At 70.7% G+C, this 15,793-nt stretch carries 16 protein-coding genes; 2 read left to right on the top strand and 14 right to left on the bottom strand.

Annotation, left to right across the window (positions count from 1 at the left end):
* Positions 1–39: 39 nt before the first annotated feature.
* The 10 genes from lepB (ACWD1Z_RS24425) to proS form a co-directional block, all read right to left on the bottom strand.
* Positions 40–999, bottom strand: coding sequence for a signal peptidase I (gene lepB / locus ACWD1Z_RS24425; protein WP_451121733.1), 960 nt, complete (start codon positions 997–999; stop codon positions 40–42).
* Positions 890–1,981, bottom strand: a complete 1,092-nt coding sequence (gene lepB, locus ACWD1Z_RS24430) for a signal peptidase I (protein ID WP_451121794.1) — start codon at positions 1,979–1,981, stop codon at positions 890–892. The genes lepB (ACWD1Z_RS24425) and lepB (ACWD1Z_RS24430) overlap by 110 nt, the downstream gene beginning before the upstream one ends.
* Positions 1,974–2,669, bottom strand: coding sequence for a signal peptidase I (gene lepB, locus ACWD1Z_RS24435; protein WP_451121734.1), 696 nt, complete (start codon positions 2,667–2,669; stop codon positions 1,974–1,976). Before lepB (ACWD1Z_RS24435) ends, lepB (ACWD1Z_RS24430) begins: the two co-directional genes overlap by 8 nt.
* Before the next feature lie 45 nt (positions 2,670–2,714).
* Complete coding sequence (gene rplS, locus ACWD1Z_RS24440) at positions 2,715–3,065, bottom strand: 50S ribosomal protein L19 (protein ID WP_030041016.1); 351 nt, start codon at positions 3,063–3,065, stop codon at positions 2,715–2,717.
* A gap of 132 nt (positions 3,066–3,197) precedes the next feature.
* A complete protein-coding gene (gene trmD / locus ACWD1Z_RS24445) occupies positions 3,198–4,031 on the bottom strand; it encodes a tRNA (guanosine(37)-N1)-methyltransferase TrmD (RefSeq protein WP_451121735.1) in 834 nt (277 codons plus the stop codon).
* Entirely contained in the window at positions 4,031–4,573 is a 543-nt protein-coding gene (gene rimM / locus ACWD1Z_RS24450; protein ID WP_250074586.1) for a ribosome maturation factor RimM, read from the bottom strand. The genes trmD and rimM overlap by 1 nt, the downstream gene beginning before the upstream one ends.
* 88 nt (positions 4,574–4,661) lie before the next feature.
* Complete coding sequence (locus tag ACWD1Z_RS24455) at positions 4,662–4,901, bottom strand: RNA-binding protein (RefSeq protein ID WP_005479813.1); 240 nt, start codon at positions 4,899–4,901, stop codon at positions 4,662–4,664.
* A gap of 2 nt (positions 4,902–4,903) precedes the next feature.
* The gene (gene rpsP / locus ACWD1Z_RS24460; protein ID WP_451121736.1) at positions 4,904–5,323 is read right to left on the bottom strand and encodes a 30S ribosomal protein S16; all 420 of its coding nucleotides are present in this window, start codon (positions 5,321–5,323) and stop codon (positions 4,904–4,906) included.
* A 285-nt stretch (positions 5,324–5,608) separates the two neighbouring features.
* Positions 5,609–6,205: a hypothetical protein gene (locus ACWD1Z_RS24465; RefSeq protein WP_186282930.1), complete on the bottom strand. Its 597-nt coding sequence runs from the start codon at positions 6,203–6,205 to the stop codon at positions 5,609–5,611.
* Positions 6,206–6,465: 260 nt separating this feature from the next.
* Positions 6,466–7,878 carry a proline--tRNA ligase gene (gene proS, locus ACWD1Z_RS24470; protein WP_451121737.1) on the bottom strand — a complete coding sequence of 471 codons (1,413 nt, stop codon included), beginning with the start codon at positions 7,876–7,878 and terminating at the stop codon, positions 6,466–6,468.
* Between the two features lie 198 nt (positions 7,879–8,076).
* Between proS and ACWD1Z_RS24475 the strand changes: the two genes are divergently transcribed.
* Together ACWD1Z_RS24475 and ACWD1Z_RS24480 are read left to right on the top strand one after the other, a co-directional pair.
* Positions 8,077–8,934 (top strand): class I SAM-dependent methyltransferase, encoded by an 858-nt coding sequence (locus ACWD1Z_RS24475; RefSeq protein WP_451121738.1) that lies wholly within the window; start codon positions 8,077–8,079, stop codon positions 8,932–8,934.
* Positions 8,935–9,088: 154 nt separating this feature from the next.
* On the top strand, positions 9,089–9,694 hold the full coding sequence (locus ACWD1Z_RS24480; RefSeq protein ID WP_451121739.1) for a hypothetical protein: 606 nt from the start codon (positions 9,089–9,091) through the stop codon (positions 9,692–9,694).
* A 78-nt stretch (positions 9,695–9,772) separates the two neighbouring features.
* Here ACWD1Z_RS24480 and ffh read toward each other — a convergent pair whose 3' ends face one another.
* The 4 genes from ffh to ACWD1Z_RS24500 form a co-directional block, all read right to left on the bottom strand.
* Positions 9,773–11,326, bottom strand: coding sequence for a signal recognition particle protein (gene ffh, locus ACWD1Z_RS24485; RefSeq protein WP_451121740.1), 1,554 nt, complete (start codon positions 11,324–11,326; stop codon positions 9,773–9,775).
* 83 nt (positions 11,327–11,409) lie between these two features.
* Positions 11,410–13,857 carry a [protein-PII] uridylyltransferase gene (locus tag ACWD1Z_RS24490; RefSeq protein ID WP_451121741.1) on the bottom strand — a complete coding sequence of 816 codons (2,448 nt, stop codon included), beginning with the start codon at positions 13,855–13,857 and terminating at the stop codon, positions 11,410–11,412.
* Positions 13,858–13,884: 27 nt separating this feature from the next.
* Positions 13,885–14,223 (bottom strand): P-II family nitrogen regulator, encoded by a 339-nt coding sequence (locus tag ACWD1Z_RS24495; RefSeq protein ID WP_030990174.1) that lies wholly within the window; start codon positions 14,221–14,223, stop codon positions 13,885–13,887.
* Positions 14,220–15,560, bottom strand: coding sequence for an ammonium transporter (locus ACWD1Z_RS24500; RefSeq protein WP_451121742.1), 1,341 nt, complete (start codon positions 15,558–15,560; stop codon positions 14,220–14,222). The genes ACWD1Z_RS24495 and ACWD1Z_RS24500 overlap by 4 nt, the downstream gene beginning before the upstream one ends.
* Positions 15,561–15,793: the final 233 nt, after the last annotated feature.

A 15,793-nucleotide genomic window follows, 5' to 3' on the forward strand; every position in this document is an offset into this window, starting at 1 on the left:
TACCCGGGGGTACACCCCGGGGTCAGCCCATGGTCTGGATCACTCGGAGCCGTTGCGGGCCCGCTGACGACGCCACAGAACGAGCGGTACGGCACCGACGAGGGCGAGGCCGGAGGGGGCGACGGCCGCGGTGCGCGCGCTGAGGTTCTGGTCGAAGGTGTCCGGAACCGGCAGGTTGTCCCAGCGGTTGATCGGCCAGGCCACCACGACGGCACGCCCGACGACCTTGTCGACCGGCACCATGCCCTTGTTGGCGTCCGCCTGGTTGTAGCGCGAGTCCCGGGAGTTCTGCCGGTGGTCGCCCATGACCCAGATGTAGCCCTCGGGGATCTTCACCTTGAACTGGCCGCCGTCGCTGTCGTCGGTGCACGGGGTGTTGCCCGGGTAGACGTACGACGACTCGTTCAGCGCCTTGCCGTTGATCTTCAGCGGGCCGGTGCCCTTGCACTCGACGGTGTCACCGCCGACCCCGACGACCCGCTTGATCAGGTCCTTCTCCTCGGAGGACGGCATCAGGCCGATCCAGCTGAGGAAGGTCTGCAGGACGTTCGGTTCGGGCGTGGGCTCGCCGGCCAGCCAGTTGTCGGGGTCGTGGAAGACGACGACCTCGCCGCGATCGGGCTCCGAACCGAACCAGGGGGTGAGCTTGTCGACCAGCACCCGGTCGCCCTGCTGGAGGGTGTTCTGCATCGAGTCGGACGGGATGGAGAAGGCCTGCACCAGGAACGTCTTGATCAGCAGCGCCAGCACCAGCGCGATGCCGATCAGGATGGGCAGCTCCTTCCAGAAGGAGCGTGCCTTGTTCACCTTCGGGGCGGGCTCGCCCGGCCGCTGGTCATCCGTGCGGGCCTGCTCGCCGGCCGCCGTGTCCGCATCGGCCCGGCCGGGGTCATGTCCGGAGGTCACGGCGCCGTCCGCGCCCGGTCCGGTCGCCTCCGCGGGGCGTCCGCGGTCCTCGCCGTCGTGCCCGGATCGTGCGCCTACCGCCACATCCCCCACGCCAACTCCTTACTCTGTGCCACTGCCTGCCCCAAAGGCGGTGCAGGCCCACCACTCCCATAACGAGCGGGAGTTCCGCAGGGCTCGGGAGTCGGATCGGTTCGTTCGGATCGTCGGAGGCAACCCTATGCGACAGCCGGGAAGCCGCGGTCGACCCGGTGGCCGAGTCGGAGACGGACGCGTACGTTTTCGGTTCGTCCAGGGTGCCCCAGTGACCGAAGGGCCAGGCGATGACCACGGCGCGGCCGACCACCTCGTCCTCGGAGACCGTGCCGCCGTTCTGGTCCTGGTGGGAGCGGGAATCGGCGGAGTCGGCGCGATGGTCGCCCATCACCCACAGCCGCCCCTGCGGCACGGTGACGTCGAACTCGGTCAGAGAGGGGACGTTCCCGGGATAGAGGTAGTCCTCCTCCAGGGGGACGCCGTTGACGGTGACCCGCCTTTGCGCGTCGCAGCACGTGACCCGGTCCCCGCCGACGCCGACGACCCGCTTGATGAGGTCCTTCTCGTTGTCGGACGGCAGCAGGCCGATGAAGGTGAGCCCTTCCTTGATCTGCTTGACGACGACGGGGTCGTCCTTCTTGGCGGTGGGCTGCTCGTCCTGGAGCCAGCCGCCGGGGTCCTTGAAGACGACGACGTCCCCGCGCTGCGGCTTGGAGCCGAACCACGGGGTGAGCTTGTCGACCAGGACCCGGTCGCCGATCCGGATCGTCTGCTCCATCGATCCGGACGGGATCACGAAGGCCTGGACGAGAAAGGTCTTCAGGACGAGCGCTATGAGCACCGCGACACCGATGAGGAGCGGTATCTCCTTGATCGCGCTGCGCCGGCGCCGCCGCTTGACCTTGCGCTGCAGCTTGCGCCGCTCCGCGCGGGTCCGGCCGCCGCCGGAGGAGGAGGCGGAGGCCCGCCGTGAGCCGGTGGGCAGGAGGTCTTCGGCGGCGCTGCTGGGTGCCCCGCGCGGCTTGCCGCGGTTACCCATGGCCACCGGCCGGGCCGGGCACGCGCGCGTACGCGTCGGGGCGCTCCAGGCGGGTCCAGTGGGCGGTGGGCCAGACGATCCAGTCGGCGCGGCCGATCACGTCCCCGACGGGGATCATCCCGCCGCCCGGGGAGCCGAGGTGGTCGCGGGAGTCGCTGGAGGCGCTGCGGTGGTCGCCGAGGACGAAGAGGCTGTCCGCGGGCACGACGACGTCGAAGGACACGCCGGAGGGGCCGTCCCCGGGGTACAGGAACGCCGACTCGTCGACCGACCGGCCGTTCACCTGGATCCTCCCCTCCTTGTCGCAGCAGACCACCCGGTCCTCCCCCACCCCGACCACGCGCTTGATGTAGTCCGCGTCCCCGAAGTACCCGGTTCCGTCGAAGACCACGACATCGCCGCGCTGCGGCTGGGCACCGAAACGGTACGCCAACTTATTTACGAGAACGCGGTCCCCGATCCTCAATCCGCGTTCCATGGATCCGCTGGGGATCTGGAAGGGCTGGAGCACGAACGTGCTGAGCAGCAGCAGGAAGAGCAGGCAGATCAGCAGGGTCAGGGTGATCCGGCCGCCGGGCAGCCACTCGGAGATCCGCGCCACCAACGCGAAGCGCGACCGGCCCTCCGTGCCGCTCGGTGCGGTTGCGGAGGAGCGGTCGCGCTCCGTCGGCTGTGCTTCGGTGTCCATCGGGGCCAGATGCTATCCGGCCTCGCTGTGACGTCCGGAAAGCGCTCAGTTGTCGCGCTTCTCCTTGATCTTCGCGGCCTTGCCGCGCAGCTCACGGAGGTAGTACAGCTTGGCGCGCCGCACGTCACCACGGGTGACGAGCTCGATCTTCTCCACGATCGGGGTGTGCACCGGGAAGGTGCGCTCGACGCCGACGGAGAAGGAGACCTTGCGGACCGTGAAGGTCTCACGGACACCGGCGCCCTGGCGGCGGATCACCACGCCCTTGAACTGCTGCACACGGGAGCGGTTGCCCTCGATGACGCGGACGTGGACGTTGACGGTGTCGCCGGGGCGGAAGGCCGGGACGTCGCTGCGCAGCGACGCGGAGTCGACAGAGTCGAGCAGGTGAGACATTTCGTCTGCTTTCTTCACCCATGCCACAGGTCATAGGCGGGAGTAGTTTTCCAAGAGGATGCTGTTCGCGTCGGGGCGGGCGTCGTGTCCCCCTGTGGCAGGGGCGCACGCCGGACAGCGCACAACAGCGGCCTATTCTTCCACGGCCTCGGGCCTGCGCCAAAATCGGCCGTACCGCTCGCCGTCGGGATCCGGTGCCCAGCCGAGGATGGAGAGCATTTCGCGGTCCTTCTTGTCGAAGGCCTTGGGGTCGCAGCGCTCGATCAGGTCGGGCCGATGGGCGGCGGTCCGCTTCAGGGCCTCGTCGCGCCGCCAGCGGGCGATCTTCCCGTGGTGCCCGCTGAGCAGCACGTCCGGGATGCCGCGGCCGCGCCACTCGGGCGGCTTGGTGTAGACGGGCCCCTCCAGGAGGCTAGCCATGGCGCCGGGCGCGAAGGAGTCGTCGCGGTGGGACTCGGCGTTGCCGAGGACCCCGGGCAGCAGCCGGGCCACGGCCTCCGTCATCACCAGGACGGCCGCCTCGCCGCCGGCCAGGACGTAGTCGCCGATGGACACCTCGTGGACCGGCATCCGGGTCGCGTACTCGTCGATGACCCGTCGGTCGATGCCCTCGTAGCGGGCCGGGGTGAAGATCAGCCACGGACGCGCGGAGAGCTCCACCGCGAGTTCCTGGGTGAAGGGCCGGCCGCTCGGCGTGGGGACGATCAGCGTGGGCGCGTGGGAGCCGCTCTCGTAGCCGTCCGCGAGGACGGAGTCCAGCGCGTCGCCCCAGGGGTCGGTCTTCATGACCATGCCGGGGCCGCCGCCGTAAGGCGTGTCGTCGACCGTGTTGTGGCGGTCGTAGGTCCAGCCGCGCAGGTCGTGCACCTGGACGTTCAGCTGTCCACGCGCGCGTGCCTTGCCGACCAGGGAGACGTTCAGGGGCTCCAGGTACTCGGGGAAGATCGTGACGACGTCGAGGCGCATCAGGACTCGTCCCGCGAGGAGGCGATCTCCGCCTGGTCGTCGATCAGGCCGGGCGGCGGGTCGATGACCGCCTTCTGCTCGGCGAGGTCGATCTCGGTCACGATCTCCTGGACGAACGGGATCATCACCTCGCTGCCGTCGGGCCGCTCGACGATGAACAGGTCCTGCGAGGGCAGATGCGAGATCTCGGTGATCCGGCCGACCTCCTCGCCGTCCTTGGTAACCACGTCGAGGTCCATCAGCTGGTGGTCGTAGTACTCGTCCTCCTCCTCGGGCAGTTCGTCGGGGTCGACGTCGGCGATGAGGAGGATGTTGCGCAGGGCCTCGGCTCCGGTGCGGTCGCGCACGCCCTCGAAGCGCAGCAGCAGCCGGCCGCTGTGCACCCGGCCGGTCTCGATGGTGAGCGGGCCCGCGGATGCGGGATCGGTGGCCAGTACGGCGCCGGGGGCGAGCCGGAGTTCCGGCTCGTCGGTACGTACCTCGACGGTGACCTCGCCCTTGATGCCGTGGGCGCGGCCGATCCGGGCGACTACGAGCTGCACTTTTCGAAGATCTCCTGTCGTACGTACGACTGCGGGCCGGGGACGGCACAGTGGCCCTCCCCGGCCCGAGCCGGTGCTGCGTTCGGCGTCAGCGGACGTGGTCCACGTCGACGAGGTCGACACGGACACCACGGCCGCCGATGGCGCCCACGACGGTGCGCAGAGCGCGTGCGGTGCGGCCGTTGCGGCCGATCACCTTGCCGAGGTCGTCGGGGTGGACCCGGACCTCGAGCACGCGTCCACGGCGCAGGTCGCGGGATGCGACCTGCACATCGTCAGGGTTGTCTACGATGCCCTTCACGAGGTGCTCGAGAGCCTCCTCGAGCATGCTCAGGCCTCGGTCGACTCGGACTCAGCCGCAGCCTCGTCCTTCTTGTCGGCCTTCTTCTTCTGGGTGATGGCCTCACCCTTGCCCTCGTCGTCACCGCTCAGCGCCTCGAACGAGGGGCGCGCGGCCTTCTCGGCCGGCTGGAGCAGCGGCGCCGGGGCGGGCTCGCCCTTGAACTTCTGCCAGTCGCCGGTCTTCTTGAGGATGGCGAGGACGGGCTCGGTCGGCTGGGCGCCGACGGAGAGCCAGTACGCGACACGCTCGGCGTCGACCTCGATGCGCGACGGGTTCTGCACCGGGTGGTACAGGCCGATCTCCTCGATCGCACGACCGTCACGACGGGTACGGGAGTCGGCGACGACGATGCGGTAGTGAGGCGAACGGATCTTGCCCAGACGCTTCAGCTTGATCTTGACTGCCACGGGAGTGGGTTCTCCTGGATTTGACGTGGTTGGGCACGGCGAGATGGCCGCGTGGGGTTGCGGTACCCGAGTGCCCGACGGACGCGTCAGCCGGAGGAGAGAGGGGTCCTGTGCGGCTGTCGAGTACAGCTAGCCATTGTGCCACACCCCACGGCTCGCCTCGGACCGAGGGCCGGGGCGGCGGGCATGGCTGAGGCGCACCCGGCGCGGAGGTGAGGAACGTCGGGTGCGCAGCCGGCGCGAGCCGACCGCACCGGCAGCCACGAGATGCCGGTACCGGTCGGGTTACGCCGCGCCCACGACCTCGGGAATCCGGAACGGCTTCCCGCAGCCGCCGCAGACGATCGGGGCCTGGGCCAGCACCGAGGGGACCACGCGGACATTGCGGCCGCAGTCGCAGACCGCCTTGACGCGGACCCCGCCGCCGGAGGAGCCGTGCCGGGCCGCCGGCCCCCGGAAGGACCGGGCCGTGTCCGCCGACGTGGCCGCCGTGTGCGCCTTCAGGGCGCGCTGGAGGCGCTCGATCGTCGGGCGGTAGCGGCGCTTGGCCTCCGGATTGAGGGTGACCAGCGAGAATCCGCTGCTGGGGTGCGGTTCGTCGGGGTGGTCCAGGCCCAGCTCCTCGGCGATGGCCAGGAATCGGCGGTTGTGGTAGCGGCCCGCCCGGGAGGTGTCGCGGACTCCGCGGGCGGCGGCGATGCCGTGCACCGCCTCATGAAGCAGCCGCTCGAAGGAGAGTTCGTGTCCGCACGCGGACGACGACTCTCCGATCAGGGACTCTGGCGCGGCGAGATCCGGCAGCTCGGGGTGGTGCCGCTGAATGTCGGCCCACGCCTGCGCCAGTTCCGCGGCGAGAACAGGTGGTGTCTGTGTCGTGCTCACGTAATCACAACGAGCCGGGGTGCCCCTGTGTTCCGATTCCGGGCCATCCCAAATATTTTGCACGTACCCGTCAGTTGCCGCTGATGCGTCCTGACGAGGGCGGGTGCGCTGATCTGCGGAGAAGCCTCGCAGCTCACCACAAGCTGGTGCGTAGTCCGACGTACGCACCCGCGCGTAGGCCGTCTCCGCACGGCGGGGTGACAGTGTCGGGCGGCGGCGCAAGAGGCCTTTCGGTCGCTCTCGCGCCTTTCTGCCCCGTCTCAGTAAGCGCGCGCGACGATCGCGACGTTACCGGGCGCGTCCTCGTCCTCCGGCACCGACCCGTCCTCGGCGACCAGACAGCGTACGGTCACCGAGTGCTCGGCCAGCGCGGCCTCACCCGCCGCGCCGAGCGCGGCCCAGGGGATGCGCGCCCAGCCGGTCGCGGCGGCCTCGACGGCCTCCTCGATCGTCGACACCTCACTCGTGCGGGACTCGCGCCGCTCTCGGGACTGCTTGAGCAGCAGCGCCTGGTCGTCCTCCAGCATCCCCGGCAGCAGCTCCACCAGGGATTCCAGGGCCACCGCCGCCTTGCCGCCCGGGATCCGGCGCGCCAGCATCGCGGTGCCGTTCTCCAGGTCGCGCGGCCCGATCTCGATCCGCACCGGCACGCCCTTGAGCTCCCAGTCGACCGCGCGCCGCCCGAAGGGCGTGTCCGTACGGTCGTCGACCCGCACCCGGATGCCCGCCGCCTTCAGCCGGTCGCCGAGTTCGCGGACCTTGGCCAGAACCGCCTCGTCGCCCTTGATCGCGAGGACGACGACCTGGATCTGCGCCAGCCGGGGCGGCACCCGCAGGCCGTTGTCGTCCCCGTGCGCCATCACCAGGGCGCCGATCATGCGGGTCGTCGAGCCCCAGGAGGTCTGCCAGACCAGTTCCTGCGTGCCGTCCTTGGACAGGTACCGCGTGTTGAAGGCCTGGGCGAAGTTCTGGCCCAGCTCATGGCTGGTGGCCATCTGGAGCGCCTTGCCGTCGCCCATCATGCCTTCGAGCGTGAGGGTGTTGAGAGCCCCGGCGAACCGTTCCTTGACGGTCTTGCGGCCGGGTACGACGTCCATGGCGAGGAGGTTCACCATGAAGTCCTCGTACACCTGGCGATGGATGTGCGCGGCGAAGTCGCGGGCGTCCTCGTAGGTGGCGTGCGCGGTGTGGCCCTCCTGCCACAGGAACTCCGTGGTCCGCAGGAACAGCCGGGGCCGGAGCTCCCAACGCACCACGTTGGCCCACTGGTTGATCAGCAGCGGCAGATCGCGGTAGCTCTGCACCCACTTGGAGAAGTAGTCGTTGACGATCATCTCGGAGGTGGGCCGGACGACCGCCGGCTCCTCCAGCTCCTTGCCCCCGCCGTGCGTGACCACCGCCAGCTCGGGCGCGAAGCCCTCGACGTGGTCGGCCTCCTTGGCGAAGTACGACTGCGGGATGAGCAGCGGGAAGTACGCGTTCTGGGTGCCCGTCTCCTTGATGCGGGCGTCCATCTCCGCCTGCATCCGCTCCCACAGTCCGTACCCGTACGGTCGGATCACCATCGTGCCGCGCACCGGCCCGTTGTCGGCCAGCTCGGCCTTGCTGATCAGATCCTGGTACCAGCGCGGGAAGTCGTCCGCCCGCGGTGTGAGAACGGGTGCTTTTGCCATGGCGCGATGGTAAGGGCCGAGGTTGCCGGAATGTGAATTCTCGCCACAGGCACGTGCCGGTCCCAAGCCGGGCCCGACGACCCCTGGACGCCGGGTCGAGCGCGGAGTTACCTGGCATACGGGGGAAGAGCGAGCGCACGGCACGGGGGACACGGAAACGGGCACAGCGGCAACTCTCGGCGGATTGGGGCGCTTTCGATGACACCTACGCTCGTGCGGCAGCACCTGTCTCACACGGGATCCACGCCCCGTGTGGACCTGTGGGCACGCGCGCGTGACTGGTCGGAGATCCAGGAGCGGATGCTGGTACCGCTCTACGAGGCCGTCTACGAGCGGCTCGAAGTGGGCCCCGGCACACGGATGCTGGGCCTCGGCTGCGGTTCCGGGCTCGCCCTGCTGATGGCGGCCTCCCGAGGGGCCGCGATCGCCGGTGTCGAGTCCTCCTCCCGCGAACGGCTCGCCCTCGCCCGGCAGCGGCTGGCGTCCGGGGCGTGGGGCGCACGCGCGCGTACCGACGCCCGGTTAACCGACGGCTCACCGCGGGACGCGGCAGAGACGGAGGAGCCCGCGTACACCCTCGTGACGGCTTTCGAACCCGTCGGATGTCTCGCGGGCGACTCGGAGGGCCTCGGCGACCTGCTGCGAGGGGCGCGGCAACTCGCCGAGCGGGGGGCGCCCGTGGTGCTGGCCGGCTGGGGTCCGCCGGAGCGCTGCGCCACCTCGTCGGTGCTGCGCGTGGCCACGAAACTGGCCGATCCGCTGCGCGGCACGGGCAGTTGGCGCCCCGCCCTCCGGGACGACCTGGAGGAGGTCGCCCACCGCGCGGGCCTGCGCCCCGACGGCTCGGGGCGGGTGGCGTGCCCCTTCGGCTACGCCGACGTCGACAGCGCCGTACGAGGACTGCTGTCGACCGGGCTGTTCGACGCGGCGATCGCCGCCACCGACCGGGCACAGGTGGACAAGGAGCTGACGGAGGCCCTGCATCCGCATCGACGGACGGACGGGACCGTGTGGATGCCGAATGTGTTCCGGTACCTGATCGCCCGGGTCCCCTGAAATCCCCGCGCGGGCGGGCGAGTTCCTGGAAATGCACGTGTGAATGGTGTGAAGGATGCGAAGCGGGAGTCTTCACGCTTCGCTGAACTGCGCGCCTTCCCTTTAGCCTGACGAATCGCTCGGGGGAATTACACATCTGCATACAGGAGCTGTTGTGCTGTACCGCAAGACCGCGCTGCGTCTGGCCGCGCCCGTCGCCGTCCTCGCCCTGGCGCTCACCGCCTGCTCGGGCGGGGACGACGAGGCCGACGCGAAGAGCCCGGCCACCTCGCGGGCGAAGTCCTCGCCCGCCGCGCCGGAGCCCTCCTCCGGCGGCGCGATGAAGTCCGGCGAGAGCGCCACGGGGGTGTACGAGGAGGACCCGGGCACGGTCACGTACGAGATCCTCGCGGAGCAGGTGGACGTGGGCACCGAGGCCGAGGCCGCGCAGGCGGTGGCCGACCCCGAGAAGGCCGCGGGGCTCGTCCTGGCCGTCGCCCATGTGACGTTCACGCACAAGGGCGGCCCGGCGCTGACCGGCTCCCCCCGGGTCGGCGACGAGACCACCGTCTGGGCCGACGGACAGCGCGGCTCCATCCTCATCGGTGCCGCCGAGGACGCGGCCGGCTGCGAGGACCCGTACGACGTGGAGAGCTGGAAGCGGGGCGAGAGCCACACCTTCTGCGAGACCTACCTGGTGCCCGCCGGCGCGAAGAACGTCGAGGTGCACTGGCAGGAGGCCGAGGGAGAGCCGTACACCTGGACCTTCCCGAACGGCTAGCGGGGCTCCTGCCCCGGCAGGCGAGGAGGGCGCCCCCGGCCACCGGGGACGCCCTCCTCGTCGTACGGGGACTCGGTCTCAGCCCATGAACTTCTTGAACTCGTCCGGCAGTTCGAAGTCCTGCGGAGCCTGCTGGCCGGGCACGCCGAAGGCGCCGCCACTCTGCGCGGCGGCCGCGCGCCGGGCGGCCTCCTCCTGCTCCTGCTGCTTGCGCTTCATCGGGTTGCCGGAGCGCTGCTTGCCCTTGGCCTTCTTGGGCTGCTTCTTGCTCCGGCCGGGGCCGCCGCCCATGCCCGGCATCCCGGGCATCCCCGGCATGCCGCCGCCCTGGGCCATGCGGGACATCATCTTGCGGGCCTCGAAGAACCGCTCGACCAGGTTCTTCACCGCGCTGACGTCGACACCGGAGCCCCTGGCGATGCGGGCGCGGCGCGAGCCGTTGATGATCGTGGGTTCCTGGCGCTCGGCCGGGGTCATCGACTTGATGATCGCGGCGGTGCGGTCGACGTCCCGCTCGTCCAGGTTGTTGATCTGGTCCTTGATCTGCCCCATGCCGGGCAGCATGCCGAGCAGCTTGGAGATCGAGCCCATCTTCCTGACCTGTTCCATCTGGGACAGGAAGTCGTCGAGGGTGAAGTCCTGGCCCTTCTTGGAGGCCAGCTTCTCCGCCATCTTCTGGGCTTCGGCCTGGTCGAAGGTCTTCTCCGCCTGCTCGATCAGGGTGAGCAGGTCACCCATGTCGAGGATGCGGGAGGCCATCCGGTCCGGGTGGAAGGCGTCGAAGTCGCCGAGCTTCTCGCCGTTCGAGGCGAACATGATCGGCTTGCCGGTGATCTGCCGGATCGACAGGGCGGCACCACCGCGGGCGTCACCGTCGAGCTTGGAGAGCACCACGCCGTCGAAGCCGACGCCGTCGCGGAACGACTCGGCGGTGTTGACCGCGTCCTGGCCGATCATGGCGTCGACGACGAAGAGGATCTCGTCGGGGCTGACCGCGTCCCGGATGTCCGCGGCCTGCTGCATCATCTCCTGGTCGATGCCCAGGCGGCCGGCGGTGTCGACGATCACGATGTCGTGCACCCGCGACTTCGCGAACTCGATGGAGTCCTTGGCGACCTTGACCGGGTCACCGACGCCGTTGCCCGGCTCCGGGGCGTACACCGCGACCCCGGCGCGCTCGGCGACGACGCTGAGCTGGTTCACGGCGTTCGGCCGCTGGAGGTCACAGGCGACCAGCAGCGGGGAGTGGCCCTGCTCCTTCAGCCAGTGGCCGAGCTTGCCCGCGAGGGTGGTCTTACCGGCACCCTGCAGACCCGCCAGCATGATCACGGTGGGCGGCTGCTTGGCGAAGCGCAGACGGCGCGTCTCACCGCCCAGGATGGTCACCAGTTCGTCATTGACGACCTTGAGGACCTGCTGGGCGGGGTTCAGCGCCTTGGAGACCTCGGCCCCGAGCGCGCGCTCCTTGACGTTCTTGATGAACGTCCGGACGACCGGCAGGGCGACATCCGCTTCCAGGAGCGCGATGCGGATCTCGCGCGCCGTGGCGTCGATGTCCGCTTCGCTCAAGCGCCCCTTGCCGCGCAAGTTCTTGAAGGTCGCTGAAAGGCGATCGGAGAGAGTATCGAACACGGCGGCGTCGGTCCTCGGGGTCGGTGGCAGCTGGGAATCGCCCTCCAGGGTATCCCGGCGGCAGGAGTCACCGGGATCCCCGTTCAGCCACGCAACGTCTCCTCCAGCTTCCGGGCCACCGAAGCGGCCTCCTCGCGGGGCAGCGGCGCCCCCTCGGGGCCGGTGACGTAGAACGCGTCCACGGCGTTCGCGCCCAGCGTGCTGACATGCGCGCTGCGCATCCGCACCCGCGCGTCCTCCAGGGCCCGGCCGATCCGGAACAGCAGTCCCGGGGCGTCCTGGGCGCGGACCTCGATCACCGTGGCGAGGCGGGAGGCGGCCGGGTGGACGGTGACCCTGGGGGGCGGCGCCAGGACGCCCCGGCGCCGGGGATAGGCCGCGTCCCGCTCGGCCAGGCGGGCCGCGATGTCGAGGGAGCCGTCCAGGGCCCGGACCAGGTCGGCGCGCAGCCGGGCGGCCTGGGGCAGCGAGCCGTACTCGGCGGCGACCCGCCAGTTCAGCAGCAGGACCGAGCCCTCGACGCCGTCGGGGAGGTCCAGCGCGCGCAGTTCCGCGGTGCGGACGGTGAGGCGGTGCATCGCCAGGACGCCCGCGACGGCGGGCAGCACGCCCGGCTGGTCCGGTACGGCGATCAGCAGCTCCACGCCGAGCGGTTCCGGGTCCCCCGTCGGCCGGTCGTCCGTGGGGGGCTCGGTCTGGGCGCGCAGGGCCAGCACCGGGCTGCCGGTGGCGACGGCCTCGATGGCCAGCCGCTCCTGCTCGGCGGTGGGCGCGGCGGCCTCCGGTTCCTCGGAGGCGTCCCCCGCGAGCACCGCCGAGACGCGTTTGACCAGGTCGGTGACGAGGGAGCCGCGCCAGGACGACCAGGCGGCGGGGCCGGTGGCCAGCGCGTCGGCCTCGGTCAGCGCGTGCAGCAGCTCCAGCGTGGACTGGCTGCCGACCGCATCGGCGACCGAGCGGACCGTGGCCGGGTCCTCCAGGTCGCGCCGGGTGGCGGTGTCGACGAGCAGCAGATGGTGCCGTACGAGGGTGGCGAGTACGGCGACCTCCTCGCGGTCGAAGCCGATCCGGGCGGCCACGTCACGCGCGATGATCTCGCCGGCCACCGAGTGGTCCCCGGGCCAGCCCTTGCCGATGTCGTGCAGCAGCGCGGCGACCAGGAGCAGGTCGGGGCGGTGGACGCGGCGGGTGAACTCGGAGGCGCGGACGGCGGTCTCGATGAGGTGCCGGTCCACGGTCCAGATGTGCACGGCGTTGCGCTGGGGGCGGCAGCGCACCCGCTCCCAGTCGGGCAGCAGCCGGCTGATCAGGCCCTCGGCCTCCAGCGCCTCCCAGACCTCGATGGTGGGGCGCCCGGAGCCGAGCAGGGTCACGAGCTGTTCGCGGGCCTCGGCGGGCCAGGGCGTGGGCAGCGGGCGGGTGGTGGCGGCCAGCCGCCGTACGGCGTGCAGGGAGAGCGGGAGTCCGGCCTGCGCGGCGGCGGCCGCGGCGCGCAGCGGGAGCACGGGGTCGCGTTCGGGGCGCGCGGCGCGGGCGAGCACGACCTCGCCGTCCTGTTCCACCACGCCCTCGGCCAGCGGCGACCGTTCCGCCACCGGCTTGCCGCCGCCCAGCATGGCGCGCAGCCGGGGCCGCACCGCCCGCGACCGCAGGACGCGGCCCACTTCACGCCAGGTGACGTCACTGGCGTACGAGATGACCCGCGCCGCCTCGTACACCTGCCGCAGCAGGGTGTCGGCGTCGAGCAGGCCCAGCTCGGCGGCGACCTGGTCCTGTTCCTGGAGGGCCAGCCGGTCGGTGGCGCGCCCGGTGGCGAGGTGCAGTGCGTCGCGTACGTCGAGCAGCCGGCGCCGGGCGTCGTCGAGGCCCTCGCGGGGGGCGTCGGCCAGCCAGGAGGCGGCGACGGCACGCAGGATGGTGGCGTCGCGCAGGCCGCCCCGGGCCTCCTTGAGGTCGGGTTCCAGGAGGTACTGCAGCTCGCCCTGGCGCTCGGCACGCTCGGCGGTCAGTTCCTGGAGTTCGGGCAGGCGCTTGGGCGCCTGGTTGCGCCAGTCGGCGAGGACGGCCGTGCGCAGTCCCGCGGTCAGGCCGAGGTCGCCGGCGATGTGCCGGGCGTCCAGCAGGCCCAGCTGGACCTTGAGGTCCTCCGCGGCGGTCTTGCGGGCCTCGGCGGGCGTCCGCACCGAGTGGTCGAGGGCGAGACCGAGGTCCCAGACGGGGTACCAGATCCGGTCGGCCAGCGCGGCGACGGTGTCGTGGTCGGCCCCGTCGTGCAGGAGCAGCAGGTCGAGATCGCTGCGCGGGGACAGCTCGCCGCGGCCGTAGCCGCCGACCGCCACCAGGGAGACCCCGCGCAGGGTTCCGGCGCCGGCGGCGAACAGGCCGGTGAGCCAGTCGTCGGTGAGTTCCGCGAGGGCGGTACGGCGCGGCGGCCCGGACCGCGCCCCCTCGGTGAGGAGGCGCAGCCGGGCCGCCGCGTAGCCGCTGGGTCCCGAGTCATCTGCTTCTTCGCGCACGTCCGTACTCGTCACCCAGCGACTCCTGTCCGTCTTCTTCTGTTAGAGCGCGTCCGGTCCGCGCTCGCCGGTGCGGACCCGTACGGCCGTCTCGACCGGCAGGGACCAGACCTTGCCGTCACCGATCTTGCCGGTGCGGGCGGCCTTGACGATGACCTCGATCAGCTGCTCGGCGTCGTCGTCCTCGGCGAGGACCTCGATGCGGATCTTCGGGACCAGGTCGACGGTGTACTCGGCACCGCGGTAGACCTCGGTGTGGCCCCGCTGACGACCGTAGCCGCTGGCCTCGGTGACCGTCAGGCCGTGCACGCCGAACGCCTGGAGGGCTTCCTTGATCTCGTCGAGCCGGTGGGGCTTGACGACTGCGGTGATGAGCTTCATGCGTCCACCTTCTTGCTCGCGGTGTCGACGGCCGGGGCCGGGACAGCGGTCGTGCGGGCGGAGCCACCGCCGGCTCCGCTGAAGTCGTATGCGGTCTCGGCGTGCTCGGCCTGGTCGATGCCGGCCACTTCCTCGTCCTCGGCGACCCGCATGCCGATGGTCTTGTCGAGGAGGAAGGCGAGGACCGCGGAGACCACCAGCGAGTAGGCGAGGACCGCGAAGACACCGGCGCACTGCTTCCAGAACTGGTCCAGGCCGCCGCCGTAGAAGAGGCCCTCGACGTCGGACTGGCCCTTGCCGGTGGCGAGGAAGCCGACCAGCAGCGAGCCGACGATGCCGCCGACCAGGTGAACGCCGACGACGTCGAGCGAGTCGTCGTAGCCGAGCTTGTACTTCAGGCCCACGGCCATGGCGCAGAGCAGACCGGCGACGGCACCGACGGCGATGGCGCCGAGCGGGGAGACCGCGCCACCGGCCGGGGTGATGGCGACCAGACCGGCGACCGCGCCGGAGGCGGCGCCCAGCGTGGTGAACGCGCCGTGGCGGATCTTCTCGTAGAGGAGCCAGGCCAGCATGGCGGCGGCGGTGGCGACCTGCGTGTTGACGAACATCAGCGCGCCGACGCCGTCGTCGTTGCCGAGCCAGGAACCGGCGTTGAAGCCGAACCAGCCGAACCACAGCAGGCCCGCACCGAGCATGACCAGCGGGAGGCTGTGCGGGCGCATCGGGTCGCGCTTGAAGCCGACGCGCTTGCCGATGACCAGGATGACGCCGAGCGCCGCGGCACCGGCGTTGATGTGGACGGCCGTACCACCGGCGAAGTCGATCACACCGAGCTCGAAGGCCCAGCCGCCGGCGCCCCAGACCCAGTGCGCGACCGGGAAGTAGACGATCGTGGCCCACAGGGCGACGAACAGCGCCCAGGCGCCGAACTTCACCCGGTCGGCCAGGGCACCGCTGATCAGGGCGGGCGTGATGATCGCGAACATCAGCTGGAAGACCAGGAAGACGAAGACCGGGATCGTGTAGCCGTCCCACAGTTCCGTCAGGCCGATGTCACTGAGGCCGACCCAGTCGGAGTTCCAGCCGATGATGCTGCCGGAGTCCGTGCCGAACGCCATGGAGAAGCCGTACAGCACCCACAGGATGGTGACGATCCCCAGGCTGATGAAGCTCATCATCAGCATGTTCAGGGTGCTTTTGACACGGACCATGCCTCCGTAGAAGAAGGCCAGGCCCGGTGTCATGAGCATCACCAGGGCGGAGCAGATGAGCATGAAGCCTGTGTTGGCGGCAGAGAGCTCCGTCTCTGCGGCAAGCGTGATGGCTGGTGCCATCGGCGTCTCCTCGTCGTTGGTACGGCCCCGTGCGGGCGAAGCCTGAGCGGATTGAGGGGTGGGCCGGTTATGCGCCATGAGATTGGCGCAGCGCGGTTTCGGTGGAAGCCCCTCGTTGTTTCGCCGCCGTGACGAAGGCGCTGTGGGTGTTACGCGTCGGTGAACTGCCGGATGGCGGCCACCGCGATCGTTATCGTGGCGCAACCTTCGCAAGAAGGCATGGGCCGGCCGCG

The sequence above is a fragment of the Streptomyces sp. NPDC002784 genome, from assembly GCF_053592135.1.

Excerpts from the sequence above, each read along its gene's own strand:
- lepB (WP_451121794.1), bottom strand. The coding sequence starts at position 1,981 with ATGGGTAACCGCGGCAAGCCGCGCGGGGCACCCAGCAGCGCCGCCGAA.
- lepB (WP_451121734.1), bottom strand. The coding sequence starts at position 2,669 with ATGGACACCGAAGCACAGCCGACGGAGCGCGACCGCTCCTCCGCAACC.
- rplS (WP_030041016.1), bottom strand. The coding sequence starts at position 3,065 with ATGTCTCACCTGCTCGACTCTGTCGACTCCGCGTCGCTGCGCAGCGAC.
- trmD (WP_451121735.1), bottom strand. The coding sequence starts at position 4,031 with ATGCGCCTCGACGTCGTCACGATCTTCCCCGAGTACCTGGAGCCCCTG.
- ACWD1Z_RS24455 (WP_005479813.1), bottom strand. The coding sequence starts at position 4,901 with ATGCTCGAGGAGGCTCTCGAGCACCTCGTGAAGGGCATCGTAGACAAC.
- proS (WP_451121737.1), bottom strand. The coding sequence starts at position 7,878 with ATGGCAAAAGCACCCGTTCTCACACCGCGGGCGGACGACTTCCCGCGC.
- ACWD1Z_RS24475 (WP_451121738.1), top strand. The coding sequence starts at position 8,077 with ATGACACCTACGCTCGTGCGGCAGCACCTGTCTCACACGGGATCCACG.
- ACWD1Z_RS24495 (WP_030990174.1), bottom strand. The coding sequence starts at position 14,223 with ATGAAGCTCATCACCGCAGTCGTCAAGCCCCACCGGCTCGACGAGATC.
- ACWD1Z_RS24500 (WP_451121742.1), bottom strand. The coding sequence starts at position 15,560 with ATGGCACCAGCCATCACGCTTGCCGCAGAGACGGAGCTCTCTGCCGCC.